Source organism: Mycolicibacterium helvum (assembly GCF_010731895.1).
GTDB lineage: Bacteria > Actinomycetota > Actinomycetes > Mycobacteriales > Mycobacteriaceae > Mycobacterium > Mycobacterium helvum.
Genome location: NZ_AP022596.1, coordinates 1,910,696 through 1,928,620, shown reverse-complemented (window position 1 = coordinate 1,928,620; position 17,925 = coordinate 1,910,696). Strand labels below are relative to the sequence as shown.

Annotated in this window: 9 protein-coding genes and 1 pseudogene; 5 read left to right on the top strand and 5 right to left on the bottom strand. The window is 66.8% G+C overall.

All coding sequences use genetic code 11. The features are described from left to right. Window positions 1-139 precede the first annotated feature (139 nt). The 5 genes and pseudogenes from G6N38_RS08970 to G6N38_RS08955 form a co-directional block, all read right to left on the bottom strand. Window positions 140-1,372: pseudogene (locus G6N38_RS08970) on the bottom strand (glycosyltransferase); the annotation flags it as partial. A 269-nt stretch (window positions 1,373-1,641) separates the two neighbouring features. Further along, window positions 1,642-2,436, bottom strand: coding sequence for an ABC transporter permease (locus G6N38_RS30215; RefSeq protein ID WP_246227801.1), 795 nt, complete (start codon window positions 2,434-2,436; stop codon window positions 1,642-1,644). Further along, window positions 2,433-3,173, bottom strand: coding sequence for an ABC transporter permease (locus tag G6N38_RS30210; protein ID WP_170314158.1), 741 nt, complete (start codon window positions 3,171-3,173; stop codon window positions 2,433-2,435). The genes G6N38_RS30215 and G6N38_RS30210 overlap by 4 nt, the downstream gene beginning before the upstream one ends. Continuing rightward, window positions 3,170-4,099, bottom strand: coding sequence for an efflux ABC transporter ATPase subunit, DrrA-related (locus tag G6N38_RS08960; RefSeq protein ID WP_163747209.1), 930 nt, complete (start codon window positions 4,097-4,099; stop codon window positions 3,170-3,172). The genes G6N38_RS30210 and G6N38_RS08960 overlap by 4 nt, the downstream gene beginning before the upstream one ends. Before the next feature lie 40 nt (window positions 4,100-4,139). Beyond that, window positions 4,140-4,859, bottom strand: a complete 720-nt coding sequence (locus G6N38_RS08955) for a glycosyltransferase (RefSeq protein WP_163747208.1) — start codon at window positions 4,857-4,859, stop codon at window positions 4,140-4,142. Window positions 4,860-5,020: 161 nt separating this feature from the next. Between G6N38_RS08955 and G6N38_RS30990 the strand changes: the two genes are divergently transcribed. From G6N38_RS30990 to G6N38_RS08930, 5 genes are read left to right on the top strand one after another with little or no spacing between them, the layout of a single operon-like run. Further along, the gene (locus tag G6N38_RS30990; protein ID WP_163747207.1) at window positions 5,021-5,653 is read left to right on the top strand and encodes a phosphopantetheine-binding protein; all 633 of its coding nucleotides are present in this window, start codon (window positions 5,021-5,023) and stop codon (window positions 5,651-5,653) included. Between the two features lie 37 nt (window positions 5,654-5,690). Further along, window positions 5,691-12,122, top strand: a complete 6,432-nt coding sequence (locus tag G6N38_RS08945; protein WP_163747206.1) for a non-ribosomal peptide synthetase — start codon at window positions 5,691-5,693, stop codon at window positions 12,120-12,122. Further along, window positions 12,119-16,420 (top strand): non-ribosomal peptide synthetase, encoded by a 4,302-nt coding sequence (locus G6N38_RS08940; RefSeq protein ID WP_163747205.1) that lies wholly within the window; start codon window positions 12,119-12,121, stop codon window positions 16,418-16,420. Before G6N38_RS08945 ends, G6N38_RS08940 begins: the two co-directional genes overlap by 4 nt. Next, window positions 16,417-17,709, top strand: a complete 1,293-nt coding sequence (gene mbtG, locus G6N38_RS08935; protein WP_163747204.1) for an NADPH-dependent L-lysine N(6)-monooxygenase MbtG — start codon at window positions 16,417-16,419, stop codon at window positions 17,707-17,709. The genes G6N38_RS08940 and mbtG overlap by 4 nt, the downstream gene beginning before the upstream one ends. Continuing rightward, entirely contained in the window at window positions 17,690-17,887 is a 198-nt protein-coding gene (locus tag G6N38_RS08930; protein ID WP_163747203.1) for an MbtH family protein, read from the top strand. The genes mbtG and G6N38_RS08930 overlap by 20 nt, the downstream gene beginning before the upstream one ends. Window positions 17,888-17,925 lie beyond the last annotated feature (38 nt).

The following is a 17,925-nucleotide window of genomic DNA, read 5'->3' as shown; positions in this document are numbered from 1 at the left end:
GGATCACCTGCTGATGGGTCCGGTCGGCTAGGACGTCGCGTGGTCCGATGCCCAATGCCGTGGGATACATGTCATGCTCGTGGCGGCGGACGGGATCGACTCGACCGGTTCGCGCCACCCGTGATTGTCCAGCCACAGTGCGTCCGTCACGTCCGGCGGCCTCGAGGAGGTCGGCGGCTGCCGCGACGCTGTCCTGCGGGGTGGTCATCTTCTCGGCGATCTCGGCGGCGCGCCACCGGTACCGAGGCGCCAGCACGGTCTGCAGCCCGGTCCGGATTGACTCGGGCGTGGCGACCGAAAAGCGTTCGGAGGTACCGACACCGAGCTTTGAGACCTGCTTGGCCCACAGCGGCTGCTCGGCACTGATCCACAAGATGAGCGTGGGCATCCCCGCGCGTAGCCCCGCTGCGGTGGTACCCGCCCCGCCGTGGTGAACCACAGCCCGGCATTTCGGGAAGACCGCGGCGTGATTGACGTTGCGCACGATGCGCACCTGTGGTGTCGAGGTGTCGGGGATATCCCATACCCCAGAGCAGATCAGCGCCCGCTCGCCCAGCTCGGCGCACACCTTCGTGATCATCGCCACCGCCGCCGAGGGGCATTCGATCGGCATGCTGCCGAATCCGAAATAGATGGGCGGTGACCCCTCGCGGATCCATGATTCGGTTTGCGCGTCGCCGTCGGTGTCCAGCTGCAGCGTGAGGGACCCGATCAACGGCCGGCGGCCGGCCCACTCCTGCGCCAGGCCGTCGAAAAACAGTGGGTCGTAGGCCTGGATCTCTACCGCGCTCAACTCGACGATGCGGCGGATCGCCCTCTTTCGCGTTCGCGGCAACCCCAGCTCGTGTCGTTGCGCGCTCTCGGCACGTTTCATCAGGCGCCAATACAGTGACTCGGCGACCGGCCAGATCGTGTGGGCCAGCCAGCCGGGCACGCGGGGGAACATCACGCTGTTCGCGCGAAATGGGAAGTAGTGCAACGCAGCCAGTGGTGTGTCGAGGTGCTCGGCGACGTTGGCGGCCACCTCCTGGTAGGTGGTGCCGGTCAGGATCAGATCGGCATCTCTGGCCAGGCTGACCAGGGTGGCGCTCATCTGCGCCCAGCCCTGGCTCAAATACTCCTCGAGCTCACGCCATTCCCGGTGCGGATTGCGGACCCCCCAGGACTTGCGGAAGATCGACGCCTCAAGTTGTTGCTGGGAGTCGACACCGTAGGGCAGCGCCGGCGCGATGCCGCACGCCTGGACGAAGGGGACCAAATTGGGTGGGACTGCCATCGATACGTCGTGGCCGCGGCGAATCAGTTCGAGTGCCACCGCCGCACACGGTTCAACGTCGCCGCGGGTGCCGTGCACGGCTATCGCGAACTTCATCGCGTCGGTTTCCTCCTCCCGGCGGGCGTAAGCGCGCACCGAAAATCAGCCGGGCCTTGCTGTTTGGTTACCTACTCGGGCGCGCCGCCGGCTATGGCGCGCTCGAGCACGGCGGCTCCCCGCCCTGGGCCGGACGGTCGTCCGGCGCTTGGTTGTGGCCATTATGGCTGGCTTGGAGTCGGCTGTGGGGGCTACGTCTGGGGCTACCGAGGACGGCGGTCACTTGTGTCGAAATCGCCTCGACAACGTCAATACCAGTCAACGGTCCACTAACCTGTGCCACCGGACTGGGCCGCCGTCCGATAGCCTCGCACGGCTACCGGGCCGAAGAGCGCGCCCAGTCCGGCCAGCCATGCCAACGCGGCCAGTAGCGCGTCACCCGCTGGTTCGCCCTCGGCGAGTGCGCGCATGGCATCGATGACGGGGGCGAGTGGTTGGACGCGCGCTATCGGCTGAATCCAGTCGGGGAAATGCTCAAGGGGTGCAACCCCACCGGTGCAGAAGGCCATCCCGATCGCCGCACCCCCGAGCAGCGTGAGCAACGGGGCGCTGTTATTGCGCACCGCGACGGCCACCACGATGGTGGCGAAGACGAGGGTGACCAGGACCGGCAGCAGCAGGAACGGAATGACAGCGGGCCACGCCCCGTCGAACCGCAACCCGAGCGCCATCCCGACGAACAGGAGAACGAAACTGGCGGCCAACGTCTGCGCGGCTTCGGCCAACAGGGTGCCGGCCAGAAAGCTGCCTCGGTGCACCGGCATCACCCAGAATCGGCTCAGCAGTCCACTTTCGCGTTCGCCAGGGATGTGGAAGCCGGCGCCGAGCGTGCCCATCATGGTGCCCGCCACGATGCACATCGGCACCAGCGTGGCGAGGTTGTCGGATCCGGTCAAATGCACCATCGATTTGCTGATCACCAGGTAGTAGGTCAACAGCAACAGCGTTGGCACCAGCACGGACTGCAGCGGCACCATCGGATGCAGCCGCCAGTGCATGAACATGCGCTCGGCGAGGATCATGGCGGGCATGATCCGCCGATGTGTTGAGGCAGCCGTGCTCACACCGGCCTCCTCTGCATGCGAACGGCGATCAGCCCGAAAACAAGGAGAAGGCCCAGGCACCACCCAACGGTGACCGCCAGCTGGTTTCCCGCGACCTCGCCGACGGCCAGTCCGCGGATGGTGTCGGTCACCTGGGAGACCGGTTGGTAGCGGACAAAAGGCTGGACCCAGTTCGGAAACGCTTCGGCGGGAGCCAGTCCCGTCGAGACCAGAATCAGAATCAGCTGCGGCATCAGCAGGAGCTGACTTCCGCCGATCCTGCGGAGCCAGGTGCCGGTAGCATCGGCGCCCAGGGACAATGCCAGAGTCAGACACAACGGGATGGCGACAAACGCCACGGTGCAGGCGACGCCGCCGCTCATCCGGAATCCCAGCAGATAGGCCGTCGCGAGAGCTGCGGCCAGCGACAGGATCCCGCGAAGAAGGCAGTACAACATTCGCGCGATCATCGGGGCAAGTAGTGAAATGGGCTGTGTCCGAAGCCGGATCGTGAGACCTGAGGCTTGTTCCCGGCCGGCCCGATCGGCGGTGGTCACCGCCCCCAGCAGCATGGCCTGCACGATGATGGCCGGCACCAGATAGTTGGCGTAGCTCACCTGGCCGGTGTCGATGATGTTGTGCAATGCGGCGTTGAGCCCCACCAAGGTGCCGACTGGGACCAAAACGCCCAGCGCCAGGTCGAAATCGCGCACGGCGGTGTGCACTATCCGCTCTGTCAGCGCGGTGATCGCGGTCATGGGGTGAGTGTCGCCGTGCTCAGGTGCAAGAACACTTCGTCGAGAGTCGGCTTGCGCAGCGAGATGTCGACGAGTCCGACGCCCAGTTGGTCGGTGCGGCGGATCACCTCGGCGAGCGTGCCGACGCCGTCGCGCGCGCGCACCGACACGGTGTTGGTCTCGGCGTCGGCGTCGACATCGTCGATATCGGCCAGCGCAGCGACGACGCGCGGGATATCGGCGGGACGCACGAGGGTGACCTGGCAGTAGGTTGCGCCGGCCTGACGCTTGAGTTCTTCGGCGGTACCGTGTGCCACGACCCGCCCCGAGTTGAGGATCACGATCGAATCGCTCAGTACGTCAGCCTCTTCGAGGTATTGGGTGGTGAGCAGAACGGTGACGCCCTGGGCGGCCAGCTCGGTCACCAGCTCCCAGACCTGGCGGCGGCTGCGGGGATCCAGACCAGTGGTCGGCTCGTCGAGGAAGAGCACCTGGGGTGTTACGACCAGCGCCGCGGCGATGTCGAGGCGGCGCCGCATCCCACCGGAATAGGTCGAGACGGGCCGGTCGGCCGCGTGGTCGAGCTCGAACTGGCCGATAAGCTCGTCAGCTCGTCGGCGAGCTTCCTTGCGCCGCATGCCGCGCAGCCGGCCAAAGAGGGTCAGATTCTGCCGCCCGGTGATCACGTTGTCGAGACTGGCGCTCTGCCCCGTGACACCGATACTGTCCCGAACGCGACCAGCCTGTTCGACGACGTCGTACCCGGCCACCATGGCCCGCCCACCCGTCGGGGGTATCAACGTCGACAGAATCTGCACCGCGGTCGTCTTGCCCGCGCCGTTATGACCGAGCAGTGCCAGCACAGAGCCGGTCGGCACGCTGAAGCTCACGTCGGTAAGAGCGGACACCCCGCCGTAGGCTTTACTGAGGCTTTCCAGCTCGATCACGTTGTGAGCCCGATCTTTCCGGCGCAGTCGGAATCCGTCATCAGCGGATCACCTTCCATTCCTTACTGACCGATCGGTTCAGGAAGAACACCGAGACGGAGTTGCTGAACCACTGCCACAGAAGCTTGCGCCAGCCGATTGCTTTGGCACGTCTGCCGGAGTGGTAAACGGTCAGATCCCGTGCGAAATAGGTCCTTCCGACCCGGGACAGCCGTCGGAAGAGATCCATGTCCTCAGAGGCGACGAGCTTCTCGTTGAACCCGCCGATCGTCTCGAAGGCGTCGGCGGCCACCATCTGGAACTTTCCGCTGGCCGCGCCCACCCGCAGGATGTTGTTCTGCAGCAGAAACTGCAATCCGAGCATGGTGAACACGAATCGGTCGGCGGTGGTGGCAGATTCAGGCACCACCCGGTAATGGCCCGTCAACGCCACCAACCGGCTGTCGGACTGGAACCGGGCGTACGAGCTGCGGAAGAAATCGTCGATATCCGGGATCAGGACGTCGGCGTCGACGAACACCAGGTAGTCACCCCGGGCGACGGCGGCTCCCCGGTTTCGGACCTGGGCGATGGTCTGTTTCTCGGGCAGGTTGTAGCGGACGACCGTGTGGGCGTATCTGCGACAGATCTCGACGGTGTCGTCGGTGCTGTTGTCGTCGGACACGATGATCTCGTGCTCGCCTGAATAGGAGGCCAGGCACTCCAGGGTCTTTTCGATGGTCTGTTGTTCGTTGAGGGTCGGGACGACGAACGAGATCATCGCGGTCTCACCCTCCGGAATCGGAACAAATCAGCGAAGCCTAACCTTCATATCGCTCCTGTGGTGAGCTACATCCGGTGGCGCACACGGTCCCGACGTGGGGTTATCGGGAGGCCACCCGGAGACCCAACCCGGAACACAGGTTAGGCTACCCTCAACGAATGACCGATGTGACGGATGTGATCGCGGCACCGCGTTCGCCGATCGAAGCGGCCTGGTGGACAGAACTACCGCCCGGCGTGGTTCCGGCAGACGTCGTTGCGCAGCTGGCCGCAGCCGTTCCCGAGCGCGTCGGCGCCGATTATCTGGTCTACGAGCGGGACGGTTCCTGGACTCTGGCGATTGGCACCCGCGCATCGATCGAACTCGATCGCGACGAGTGTCGGATCAGCGATGACGGTCCGGTGGTGAGCCGTCCCCGCACGGGACGCTCCGCGGCAGCGCTGGCTGAAGCGCTCGATACCGTGCTGGCCTCGATCATCACCGCTGACGTCGGTGTGAGCCGGGTGGGAGCCGACGATGACTTCTTCAGTCTGGGTGGCGATTCCGCCCTGGCCACCACCGTGGTGGCGCGGATCCGGCAACGGCTGGACGTCTCGGGCGTCAGCGTCGCCGACATCTTTGCCACCCGCACCGTCGCAGGCTCGGCCAACCGCCTGCGCGAACTCGAACCCGCTGAGCGACTGGACGAGATCGCGGAGCTGTACCTCGAAGTGGCCGGCATGGACACCGCTGAGGTGGCTATGGCGCCCACCACCGCCGGTGAGCGGGCAGCGCTGCGGCTGCCGGGCTGACGCGGCCCCGCTCGACGATCACCCCGGAGGAGATCCCATGACTGACACCCTTGCCGCCGACCAGCAGCGCCTGGAGCTGTTGCGCCACAAGCTCGCCCAGCGTGGCTTGCTGGCGGATCCAGCGGCCGCACCCGATCCAGCGGCGATGACCGACGGTCAGCGCCGCATGTGGTTCGTCCAGTCCATCGACCCCACCGGCGCCCTGCTCAATGTCGCTGTCTCGTATCGGTTGATCGGTGAACTCGACGCAGCCCGACTGCACGCCGCGGTCGACGTCGTCGCCGCCCGTCACCCGATACTGCGGACCACGTACCACACCGGCCCCGACGGAGAACCCAGCACACGCGTGCAGGTGGACCTCAAACCCGGTTGGGCCCAGCATGATCTGCGCGAGCTCAGCCCGCAGGCCCGCGGCTTGCGGCTGGAGGTGCTCGCTCAGCGCGCCTTCACCACTCCGTTCGACCTCAGCGCCGAGGCGCCGCTGCGGATCACCCTGGCCCAGGTTGGCGGGAGCGAGCACGTGCTGTTGCTGGCGGCCCACCACATCGCCTGGGACGACGCCTCGTGGCGGGTATTCTTTGCTGACCTCACTGGTGCCTACCAGGACGAGATACTCGAACCGCCAGCGCAGGCCCCGGCCTCGCCATCGGGTACCGATGACGCCGACGTGGAGTACTGGCGTGCGCTGCTCGTCGACCCACCTGAACCGCTGGAGTTGCCCGGCCCCAAGGGATCGGCGGTACCGTCGGCATGGCGAGCCGACCGGTGCACGACGCGATTGAGCGCCGACACCGCCGACGCGGTGGCCAAACTGGCGAACGAGGCCGGCGCGACGCCGTACATGGTGCTGCTGGCCGCATTCTCGGCACTGCTGCACCGCTACACCCATGCCGACGACTTCCTGGTCGCCGCACCGGTTCTCAACCGCACTTCAGATGACGTCATCGGCTACTACGGCAACACCATCGCGCTGCGCATGCGGCCCAACCGCTGGCACACCTTTCACGAACTGGTGACAGCGGCACGGGACACCGCGGTCGGCGCATTCGCCCACCAGCGGATCAACCTCGATCGGGTGGTACGCGAGCTCAACCCGGACCGTCGCTATGGCGTCGAGCGGATGGCGCGAGTGGGCTTCGGCATGCGCGAGTCCGACGGTGACGGCTTCAACCCGCCCGGCGTGCACTGCCGACGGGCCGAGTTCCGCGGCCAGTTCGCCCAGTTGCCGCTGGGTTTCATGGTGGAGTTCACCGGCGGCGAGATCGAGGTGGAGGTCGAGTACCTGACCGAGGTGCTCGACTCTCACCTGGCCCGGCAACTTCTCGACAGTTTCACCGTGCTGCTCGACGACGCGCTGTCCCAACCCGATCGGGTGCTGGCCGACCTGGCCCTACTCGATGACACCGATGCCGCCTGGCTCGAGCAGATGGCTCGTGGCGAGGACTTCGACTGCCCGGCAATGACACTCGGCGACCTGATCGCCGATCGCGCGTCGCGGCAGCCGGATGCGACAGCCGTCGTCTATGAAGGTCGCCACTACAGTTATCGCGAGATCAACGAGACAGCCAACCAGCACGCACGCTGGCTGATCGCGCAGGGTGTCGGCGCCGAAGATCGGGTCGCGGTCCTGTTGGACAAATCGCCGGAGCTGGTGGTCACCGCGCTGGGCATCGCGAAGGCGGGCGCGGTCTATCTGCCTGTCGACCCCGAGTATCCAGCCGACCGAATCGAGTACATCCTCGCCGACGCGGATCCCAAACTGGTGATACGCGAACCGATCACGGGAACTGAGGGTCTGCCGCTGGATGACCTCGCGCCGTCGGATCTGGCCCGGCCATTCGGACCGGCCAACACCGCCTACTTGATCTACACGTCGGGCTCGACCGGCCTGCCCAAGGGTGTTCCGGTGCCGCACCGGCCCGTTGCCGATTATTTCCGGTGGTTCGCCCAGGAGTATCAGATCAGCACGGACGACCGGCTGCTACAGGTGGCGTCGCCGAGCTTTGACGTGTCGATCGGCGAGATCTTCGGGGTTCTTGCCCAAGGGGCACGCCTGGTGATACCGCGCAGCGACGGCTTGCGCGATATCGGCTATCTGACCGATCTGCTTCAGCGCGAAGCCATTACGTCGATGCACTTCGTACCGTCGCTGCTCGGACTGTTCCTGTCGCTGCCCGGAGTGGAGCAGTGGCGCACACTGCGCCGGGTGCCGATCGGCGGCGAAGCCCTGCCCGGCGAGCTGGCCGACAAGTTCCACGCCACGTTCGACGCACTGTTGCACAACTTCTACGGGCCCACCGAGACGATCATCAACGCCTCGCGCTACAAGGTCGAGGGCAGGCAGGGCACCGGCGTCGTGCCCATCGGCAGGCCGAAGATCAACACCACGATCTATCTGCTCGACGATGCGCTGCGTCCCGTGCCGGTGGACGTGATCGGTGAAATCTACATCGGTGGGACCCAACTGGCGCACGGCTACCATGACCGCCCCGTGTTGACGGCCGAACGATTCGTCGCCGACCCGTTCAACCCGGGTGGCCGGCTCTACCGCACCGGCGACCTGGCCCGGCGCAACCGCAACGGTGACCTCGAGTTCGTCGGCCGTGCGGACGAGCAGGTCAAGATTCGTGGGTTCCGCATCGAGCTCGGCGAGGTGGCCGCTGCCATCAGTGTGGATCCCGGCGTCGGCAACGCAGTCGTGATCGCTGCCGAGCTACCGCATCTCGGGAAGAGCCTGGTCGCCTACGTGACACCGGTCGCCGGTGACATCGTCGACGTCGACCGCATCAAGACTCGCGTCGCCGCCGCCCTGCCCGACTACATGATCCCGGCCGCCTACGTCGTCGTGGACGAAATCCCGGTAACCGCCAACGGGAAGCTGGACCGGGCTGCACTGCCCGAACCCGAGATCGGACCGGCCGTCGACTATCGCGCACCAGTGACCGAGACCGAACACGCCGTCGTCGCGCTGTTCACCGAATTGCTCGGAGCCGGCGAGGTCGGCTGCGATGACTCGTTCTTCAGTCTCGGCGGACACTCACTGCTGGCGACCAAACTGGTTGCGGCGGTCCGCGAGGCCTGTGGGGTCGAGGTCAGTGTGCGCGAGGTGTTCGAACACGGCACGCCCGGGGAACTCGCGGCCTTGATCGACGATCTGCGTGACGGTCGGCGGAATTCGGCACGGCCGCAGCTCGTCGCCCGCAATGCCGATGCCGAGCAGTCCCCGCTGTCAGCTGCCCAGCTGCGCAGCTGGTTCCAATACCGCGTCGACGGCCCCAGCCCGGTAAACAACATTCCCTTCGCGGCCAGGTTGACCGGGCCGTGCGACATCGACGCGCTGGCGGGCGCGGTCGGCGACGCGGTTTGCCGCCATGAGATCCTGCGCACCGTCTACCGCGAGATCGACGGCATTCCTCATCAGGTCGTGCAGAATGCCGACACCATTGAGGTGCGGCGCCTCGTCGGACCGGACGGGGGTTGGCTGACAGCGCAACTCGAGGTCGAACGGGCCCACCGCTTCGAACTCGAGTTGGAGTTGCCGATCCGTGTCGCGGTGTTGAGCACGCCGGATGAGTGCGTGCTGTCGATAGTTGTGCATCACATCGCTGCCGACCACTGGTCGGCTGGTGTGTTGTTCACCGACGTGCTTACCGCATACCGCGCACGGCGCGAGGGGACAGGCCCGTCCTGGCAGCCGTTACCCATCCAGTACCGCGACTACGCGGCCTGGCAGGTCGAGCTGCTCTCTGATGACGAACTGATGGATGCTCAACGGCAGTACTGGGTTAGCCAGCTCGACGGGCTGCCCGAGGACACCGGGCTGCGACCGGATCTGCCCCGGCCGCCGATCGCGGGCGGGTTCGGCGCGGCCATCCCCTTGCGATTCGACCGCGCCGTACGGGACCGGCTCACCGCGCTCAGCCGCGAGCTGGGCATCACCGAGTTCATGCTCCTGCAGACCGCGGTCGCCGTTGTCCTGAGCAAAGCCGGTGGCGGCAAAGACATCCCGCTGGGTACCCCGGTGGCCGGGCGTACCGACACCGAATTGGACTGCCTGGTCGGCTTTTTCGTTAACATCCTGGTACTGCGCAACGATCTGTCAGGTAATCCGACGCTGCGCGAAGCGCTGCTGCGTGCCCGTGAGATGGCACTGGGCGCCTACGCCAACCAGGACCTTCCCTTCGACAGGGTGGTCGATGCGGTCAACCCGGTGCGGTCGCTGTCACGCAACCCGCTGTTCGGGGTCGTCGTGCACGTTCGCGAAGAGCTGCCCGAGAATCAGCTGCTCGAGGCCGGACCCGACGGCGAGACCAGGTTCACCGCGCTGGAGCCGACATTCGATGTGGCACACGCCGATCTGAGCGTGAACTTTTTCGTCGGCGACGACGGCTACCGCGGCCACGTCATCTACCGCACCGAGCTCTACCGCTCTTCGACGATGCAACGCTTCGCGTTCTGGCTGAACCAGGTCATCGAAGCGTTCGCGACCGACCCCGACACCACGTTGCGCGATGTCAACCTGCTCGGAGCCGCCGAACTGGATCAGGTGCTCGCGCAGAGCCGAGGCGCCGCGTCGCCCGCCGATCGGCCCAGGACAGTGCCGGAACTGCTCGAGGCCGGCCGGGCCTGGGGCACAGACCGGGTCGCGTTGCGATGCGGCGACCAGTCACTGGATTACCCTGCGCTGCATCATCGCTCGGATCGCTTCGCGCACCTGCTCGTGCGCCACGGTGTCGGGCCGGGCTCCCTGGTCGGGATGTCGATGCGCCGCGGGATCGACCTCGTCGTCGCGTTGGTCGGCATCATGAAGGCCGGTGCCGGGTTCTTCCCGCTGGATCCAAGTTATCCGCTGGCGCGCAAGCAGTTCATGCTCGACGATGTCGCACCGGAGGTCGTGGTCGTGACCGCCGAAGCTGGTGCGACGATGCCCGCAGCCGACGGCGTGACGCTGATCTCGATGGACGATCCGGCGATTCGAGCCGAGTTGGACGCAACCGATCCGGTTGCGCCGCTTGCCCCGCCGCGCCCGGACGACCCGATGTACCTGATGTTCACCTCGGGCTCCACCGGCAAGCCTAAGGGTGTGGTGGGTACCCACCGGGCGATGAGCACGCGGTTGACCTGGCAGGTGAAGCATTACCCGGTGCCCGGCGATGACATCAGGCTGGCCCAAGCCCCGATGACCTTCCTCGAGGGGTGCATCGAGACGCTGGCAGGGCTGGTGGCCGGTTCCACGCTGATCGTCGCCGACGACGTCGAGCACCGCGACGCCGAGGCGTTGGCCGGGCTGATCGAACGGCACTCGGTGGTTCAGGTCACCGGAGTCGCCAGCCTGGTGTCGGCCCTCGTCGACAGCACCCCGGATGCGGTCCGGGCGCTGCGCCGGCTGGTGACCTGTGGCGAACCGGTCAACGTTTCATTGCTGGAGCGGCTCGTCGCGTGCGTGGGTGACAGCCCGACCGTCGAACTGCTGAACGCTATCGGTGCCACCGAGACATCGGGCGCGCTGATCCGTGGCCCGCTAGATCTGCCAACGCCAACGATCGGCAAGCCGATGGAGGGTTCGCAGGTCTACCTGCTCGACGATGCGCTGCAGCCGGTGCCGGTCGGCGTCGTCGGCGAGCTGTACTACGCGGGCGAGCAGATTGCGCGCGGCTACTGGAAGCAGCCGGGGCTGACCGCAACCCGGTTCATCCCGAATCCCTATGCCGCCGAACCGGGGTCACGTTTCTACCGCAGTGGCGACCGCGGCCGTTGGACCGAGGATGGCCGACTCGAATTCGTCGGCCGCACCGATCACCAGGTGAAGGTCCGCGGATTCCGGGTCGAACTCGCCGAAGTCGAAGCCGCGCTGAGGACCGTCGACGGTGTTGCCGTCGCGGCCGCACGCACCTGGGACGGACCGGGCGGGGCCAGCTTGGCCGGCTACGTGGTGCCGGACGCGCCGGTGGCCGACCCGGCGGCGTTCGTCGCGGCGGTCCGCGCGTCGGTGGCCGCGGCACTACCTGGTTACATGACGCCATCGACGATCTCGGTGCTCGACGTGATGCCGTTGACCGAATCCGGAAAGTTGAACCGGCCCGGGCTGCCCCGACCCGAGGTACACACCACCGGGACGAGTGAGCCGGCCAGAACTGACACCGAACGCGCGGTTGCGGCCGCCATGGGCCAGTTGCTCGATGTGGCCGGAATCGGCCGGGACGACGACTTCTTCGCCCTCGGTGGCGACAGCATCCTGTCGGTGCAGCTGGCCGCGCGGATGCGGGCGGCCGGTCTGAGCGTCGACCCCCGGATGATCTTCGAGTACCCGACGGTGGCGTCACTGGCCGGCGCGATCGATGACCGGCCGCAGACCGGCCAGGTCGACGATCGCGCGGACACGCGGCACGAAGCGATGAGTGTGTCGGGGCTGTCGGCGAGCGATCTGCATGCGCTGAAATCGTCGTGGTCGAAGGCACATCCGTCGTGACCACTCCCGATATCGACGACGTGCTGGCATTGTCGCCGCTTCAGTTGGGCCTGTACTCGCACGCCACGCTGATCGGACCCGACGCCGAGGACCCGTACGTCATCGCGATGACGGCAGACGTGTTCGGCCCGCTCGACGTCGACCTGCTGCGGGACTGCGCTTCGGCCATGCTGGTGCGCCACCCGAATCTGCGCGCCAGCTTCTGGCATCAGGATCTGCCGCGGCCGGTCCAGATCGTGCCGTCGGCAGTGGAACTGCCGTGGCAGCAGGTGCGTGCGGAGGACGATCAGGCCGCAGCACTCGAACAACACGAGCGCAGCAGACGGTTCACCTTGCACGACGGCCCGTTGATCCGCTTCCTGCTCATCGAGCTGCCCGACCAGCGCTGGCGGTTAGTGGTCACCGCCCACCACATCGTGATCGACGGCTGGTCGCTACCGGTGTTCATCGGCGAGATGCTCACGCTGTACCGCGGCGGCGGCAACCCCGACATACTGCCCCCGCCGCGGCTGTATCGCGACTACATCGGCTGGCTCGCCGACCGAGACCCCGGTGTCGGCGAACTCGTCTGGCGCCGGCACCTCGAGGGGATGCCGGGACCGACACTGCTGTCGCCGGCGCTCGGGGGCGACGGTGTCGGACCGCCCAAGCGCACCGAGCTGACGCTGCCCGGCGTCGATACCGAGCAGCTGGCCGCGGCGGCGCGATCCCGTGGTGTCACCCTCAACACGCTGCTGCAGATGGCCTGGGCGCTGATCCTGTCCCGGCTGACCGATCGCGACGACGTGGTGTTCGGGGTCACCGTATCCGGGCGTCCCCCGGAGCTGGCCGGTGTCGAGACAATGGTCGGGCTGTTCATCAACACGATTCCGCTACGGGTGCGCCTGAACCCGAACGCGACTGTTGCCCAGCACTGTTCGACCCTGCAGCGGGAAGCCGCCCAGCTCCGTGACCACAGCTATCTGACGCATTCCCAGCTGCGCACTCTCGCCGGGGTGGGCGAGATGTTCGACACCCTGCTGGTCTACGAGAGCTTCCCCCCCGGGGACGTGGTGGGCGGCGGTGAGTTCATGGCCGGACAGGTGGGCTTCCGGCCCGCCGCGATGGAGAGCCTGACCCACTTCCCGGTGACCATCGCCGCGCACCGCACCGGCGCCGAACTGACGCTGTTGGTGGAGGTCACCGACAATGCGCTCGGCGCGACCTCCGCCGACACACTCGGCAGGCGAGTCCTGCAGACCATGAGCCGGTTGATCGAGATGTGGGACAGACCGCTTGGTGCGGTCGCGATCCTGCTCGACGGCGAAGCGCGCCCGATCAACACACCCGAGCGTCACGCCGCTGGGTCCCGGGTGGGAGTGGCCGACAGGTTCGCGGAAACCGCGGTAGCACACAGTGATTCGATCGCGCTGTACTGGGAAGGCGGTCAACTGAGCTACGGAGAGTTGCACGAACAATCGGATCGTCTCGCTGGGCTGCTGGCGGAATCCGGGGTGCGCGGCGAAACCGCGGTCGCGATCCAGCTTCCCCGGTGCGCCGACTATGTCGTGGCGATGCTCGGCGTGCTCAAGGCGGGCGGAATGTACGTGCCGCTGGAGCAGAGTATGCCGGCCGGGCGGGTCGAGTCGATTCTCGCTCAGACCGGTACGGCCGTCGTCATCGATGAGGACGTCATGGCCGCGGCCCGCACCGCATCTCGATACTCGACGCCGGCCGCGCCTGGTCAGGCCGCCTACGCGGTGTTCACCTCGGGAACCACCGGAGAACCCAAGGGCGTCATCGGAACCCATCAGGCTGTGCTCGCCTACATCGATGATCACGTCGAGCGGATGCTGCGGCCGGCTTCCGAGCGTCTCGGCCGGCCATTGCGCATCGGCCACGCGTGGTCGTTCGCGTTCGACGCGGCCTGGCAGCCGCTGGCCGGGCTGCTCTTCGGTCACGCCGTGCACCTCATCGACGAGACCGATCGCCGCGATGCCGAAGCACTCGTCGAGATCATCGACCGGCACGGGATCGATATGCTCGACGTCACCCCGTCACTGTTCACCAACCTCCGTCGCGCCGGATTGCTGGACCGCGGAACGTTGTCCGTGCTCGCCCTTGGCGGCGAAGCGGTCGGGTCGGTCGACTGGACCGATATCCGGAAGGCCTGCACCCACGCGCTATTGGCCGCGCACAATTGTTACGGCCCAACCGAGACCACCGTCGAGGCTGTCGTCGCCGCCATCGCCGACCACGAGGCACCGGTGATCGGATATCCAACCCGGTCGACCGGCGCGGTGGTGCTCGACTCGTGGCTGCAACCCGTGCCCAACGGTGTCGTGGGCGAGCTGTATCTGGCCGGTGCGCAGGTGACCCGCGGCTACCTCGGCCGTCCGGCCGAGACTGCGACGCGGTTCGTTGCGGCGCCGGGCGGCGGCCGGATGTATCGCACCGGGGACTTGGTGCGCCGGGATCGTGACGGCGCGCTGGCGTTCGTCGGTCGCGCCGATGCCCAGATCCAGGTCCGCGGCCATCGCGTCGAGCCGGGTGAGATCGAGGCGGTGCTGGAGGAAGTGGCCGGCGTGCGGCACGCTCACGTCGCCGTGCACCGCCAGGCCGCGGGCCACAGGCTCATCGCGTATGTCGCCGGTGACGTGGCGGTGCCCGAGCTGCGATCGCTGCTACGAAACCGGTTGCCGCGCTACATGATGCCGCACCGGCTGGTCGTCGTCGACGCCATCCCGCTGACCGCCAACGGCAAGGTCGACGAGGCGGCCCTGGCTGCCGCAGCAACTCCCGATGACACCCCGGAGCTGGCCGGCACCCCGACGGAAATCACGTTGGGCGAAGCCGTCGCCGAGCTCGTGGGCCTCACCGAGGTCGATATCGACGCCGACCTGCTGGAGCTGGGACTCGACAGCATCGTCGCCCTATCGTTGGTTCAAGCCGCGCGCCGGCACGGGTTGCCACTGCGGGCGCGACTGGTCCTGGAGTGCGGCACAATTCGTGAACTGGCCGCCGCTGTGGACCGGGACACCGCCGAGGAGCTGACCGCCGGACCGGAGCCGCAGGGGCCGATCCCCGCCCTGCCGGCTGCACATTGGCTCTACGAGTACGGCGACCCCCGACGGCTGGCGCAGATCGAGGCAATCACGCTGCCGGCGGACGCCACGGCTGACCGGCTGCGCCTGCTGCTGGACGGCATCGCCGCCGGTCACGAGATGTTCCGCAGCAGGCTCGACCTGGCGACAATGACGTTCCTCCCCAGTGACCTTCAGACCATTCCGCTGACCGAGGTGCAAGTCTGCGGTGAACTCGGCGACGCCGTCACCGAACACGCCGCCGTCGCGGTCGACCGACTCGATCCTGAGCGCGGGTACCTGGCCGAGGCACGGTGGCTACACCAGCCCGGCGATGCGGGCGTCCTACTCCTGGTAGTCCACGTGCTGGCGATGGACCCCGCGTCATGGCGCATCGTGCTGGGGGAGCTGACGGCGAACTGGTCGACATCCGGCGCGCCGGCGGGCACGAGCAAAGCGACCGGGGGAGTACTTGAGCTGGTGGGTGGAGAGCGGGTCAGCTACCGCCGGTGGGCCCACACCCTGGCCCAGCGGGTGGCCGAGCTGGACACCGTCGAGTTCTGGGCCGAACAACTCGAGGGTGACGATCCGATGCTGGGGGCCAGGCGGATTCGCCCGGAGGTGGATAGCTTCGGCGACCTCGCGATCACGGTGACGGTTACCGAGACCGATATCACCAGCGCATTGCTTCGCGCACAGGCACCGATCCAGGACGTGCTGGCCGGCGCGTGCGCGCGGATGATCACGCGCTGGCGCGATCAGCGCGGCCAAGGTGGCGCGATTCCGCTGGTGGCGCTGGAAACCCACGGCCGTACCGGCGCTGACGATACCGTCGGTCTGCTCAGCGCCATCTATCCGCTGCGCATCCGGCCTGGCCAGGCGATACCCGAGATTGCTGGATTACCAACAGATTACGCGGCGCTGCGCTATCTACGTTCCGACACCGCCGAGCGACTCCGCGGATTCCGCGGACCGCAGGTGTTACTGAACTACCTTGGCCGGCTTGACCTCGATGCCGGCTCGCTGCTGGACCGGGGACTGCTCGCTAATGTCCCGATCATGGCCGAACCAAACGTCGCGGTGCGCCACGAGCTGACCCTCGTCGTCGCTGTGGCCGGCGGGAAATTGGTCACCCAATGGCGTACGTTGCCAGACATCTTCAGTGATGCGGATGTGGCTGCGCTCCAATCGATCTGGCAGGAGATCCTGCAAGAATGGGCGGAGGGTCTCCGATGACCGCACGGCTGGCAATTCTGGGTGCTGGGGCCAAAGCGGTTGCGGTGGCGGCCAAGGCCGCGATGCTGCGGGAAATGGACGTCGACACGCCCGACATCGTGGCGGTCGAGCGCACCGCGATCGCCGCGAACTGGCGCGCGGGCGGCGGCTGGACCGACGGTCAACACCGGTTGGGTACCAGTCCGGAAAAGGATGTCGGTTTCCCGTACCGTTCGGCGATCCTGCCCGGCCGCAACGCCGAGCTGGACCAGCGGATGATGCGGCTGAGCTGGCAGTCATACCTGGTGACGACCGGACGTTTCGCCGAGTGGGTAGATCGCGGCAAGCCGGCGCCGACCCACGAGACCTGGGCCGCTTATCTGCGTTGGGTGGGTGCTGCCGCCGCGCTGAATATCGTTGACGGCGAGGTCATTCGGCTGTCGCTGGACGGCGAGTCGTGGGTACTGCACACCCGCGATGACACCGTGACCGCCGATGCGGTGATGATCACCGGTCCCGGCCAGCCCGATCGATCGGTGCTGCCCGGGCATCCACAGGTCCTCTCGATTGCCCAGTTCTGGCAGTTGTCTGCCGACAACGAACGTATCGATGCCGAACGCGTCGCGGTGATCGGTGGCGGCGAAACCGCTGCGTCGATGCTCAACGAGCTGTTCAAACACCGGGTTTCGACGATCACAGTGATATCGCCGCAGGCGACGTTGTTCACCAGGGGTGAGAGCTTCTTCGAGAACAGAATGTTCAGCGATCCGACGGAGTGGGCCGGGCTGACCCTGGCCGAACGGCGCGATGTGATGGCCCGCACCGACCGCGGCGTGTTCTCCGCACGCGTCCAGGACTCGTTGTTGGCCGACGACCGCATCCGGCACCTGCGCGGCCGGGTGGCGCACGGTGTCGCCGCCGATGACCGGATCCGGATCACGTTGCACACCGACCGGCACGGCGAGCGGTTGGAGACGGTGCACGGGTTCGACCTCGTAATCGACGGTTCGGGGGCCGACTCGCTCTGGTTCCTGTCACTGCTAGGACAGGACGTACTGGATCTGCTCGAGGTCAGGTTGAACGGCCCGCTGAGCAGTGACCGGCTGCAACAGGCGATCGGCGCCGACCTCGCGCTGACCGGGGTTCAGCCGAAATTGTTCCTGCCCAACCTGTCCGGGCTCAACCAGGGCCCGGGTTTTCCCAACCTCAGCTGCCTGGGCCTGCTGTCCGACCGTGTTCTTGGCGGGGGACCCGCCGCCCGGCCCGCACATTCAACGACCAGGAGGAATCGTGAGTACCAATCCCTTTGATGCCGAGGATGGCCGCTTCTATGTGCTCGTCAACGACGAGGAGCAACACAGCCTGTGGCCGGCGTTCGCCGACATCCCAGCTGGCTGGCGGCTGGTATTCGGCGACGCCGCTCGCGACGAGTGTGTGCAGTTCATCGAACAGAACTGGTCCGACATGCGCCCGAAGAGTCTGCGCTGAGGGCCTCGACACGCACCCTGGGCAATGCTAGCTTTCTC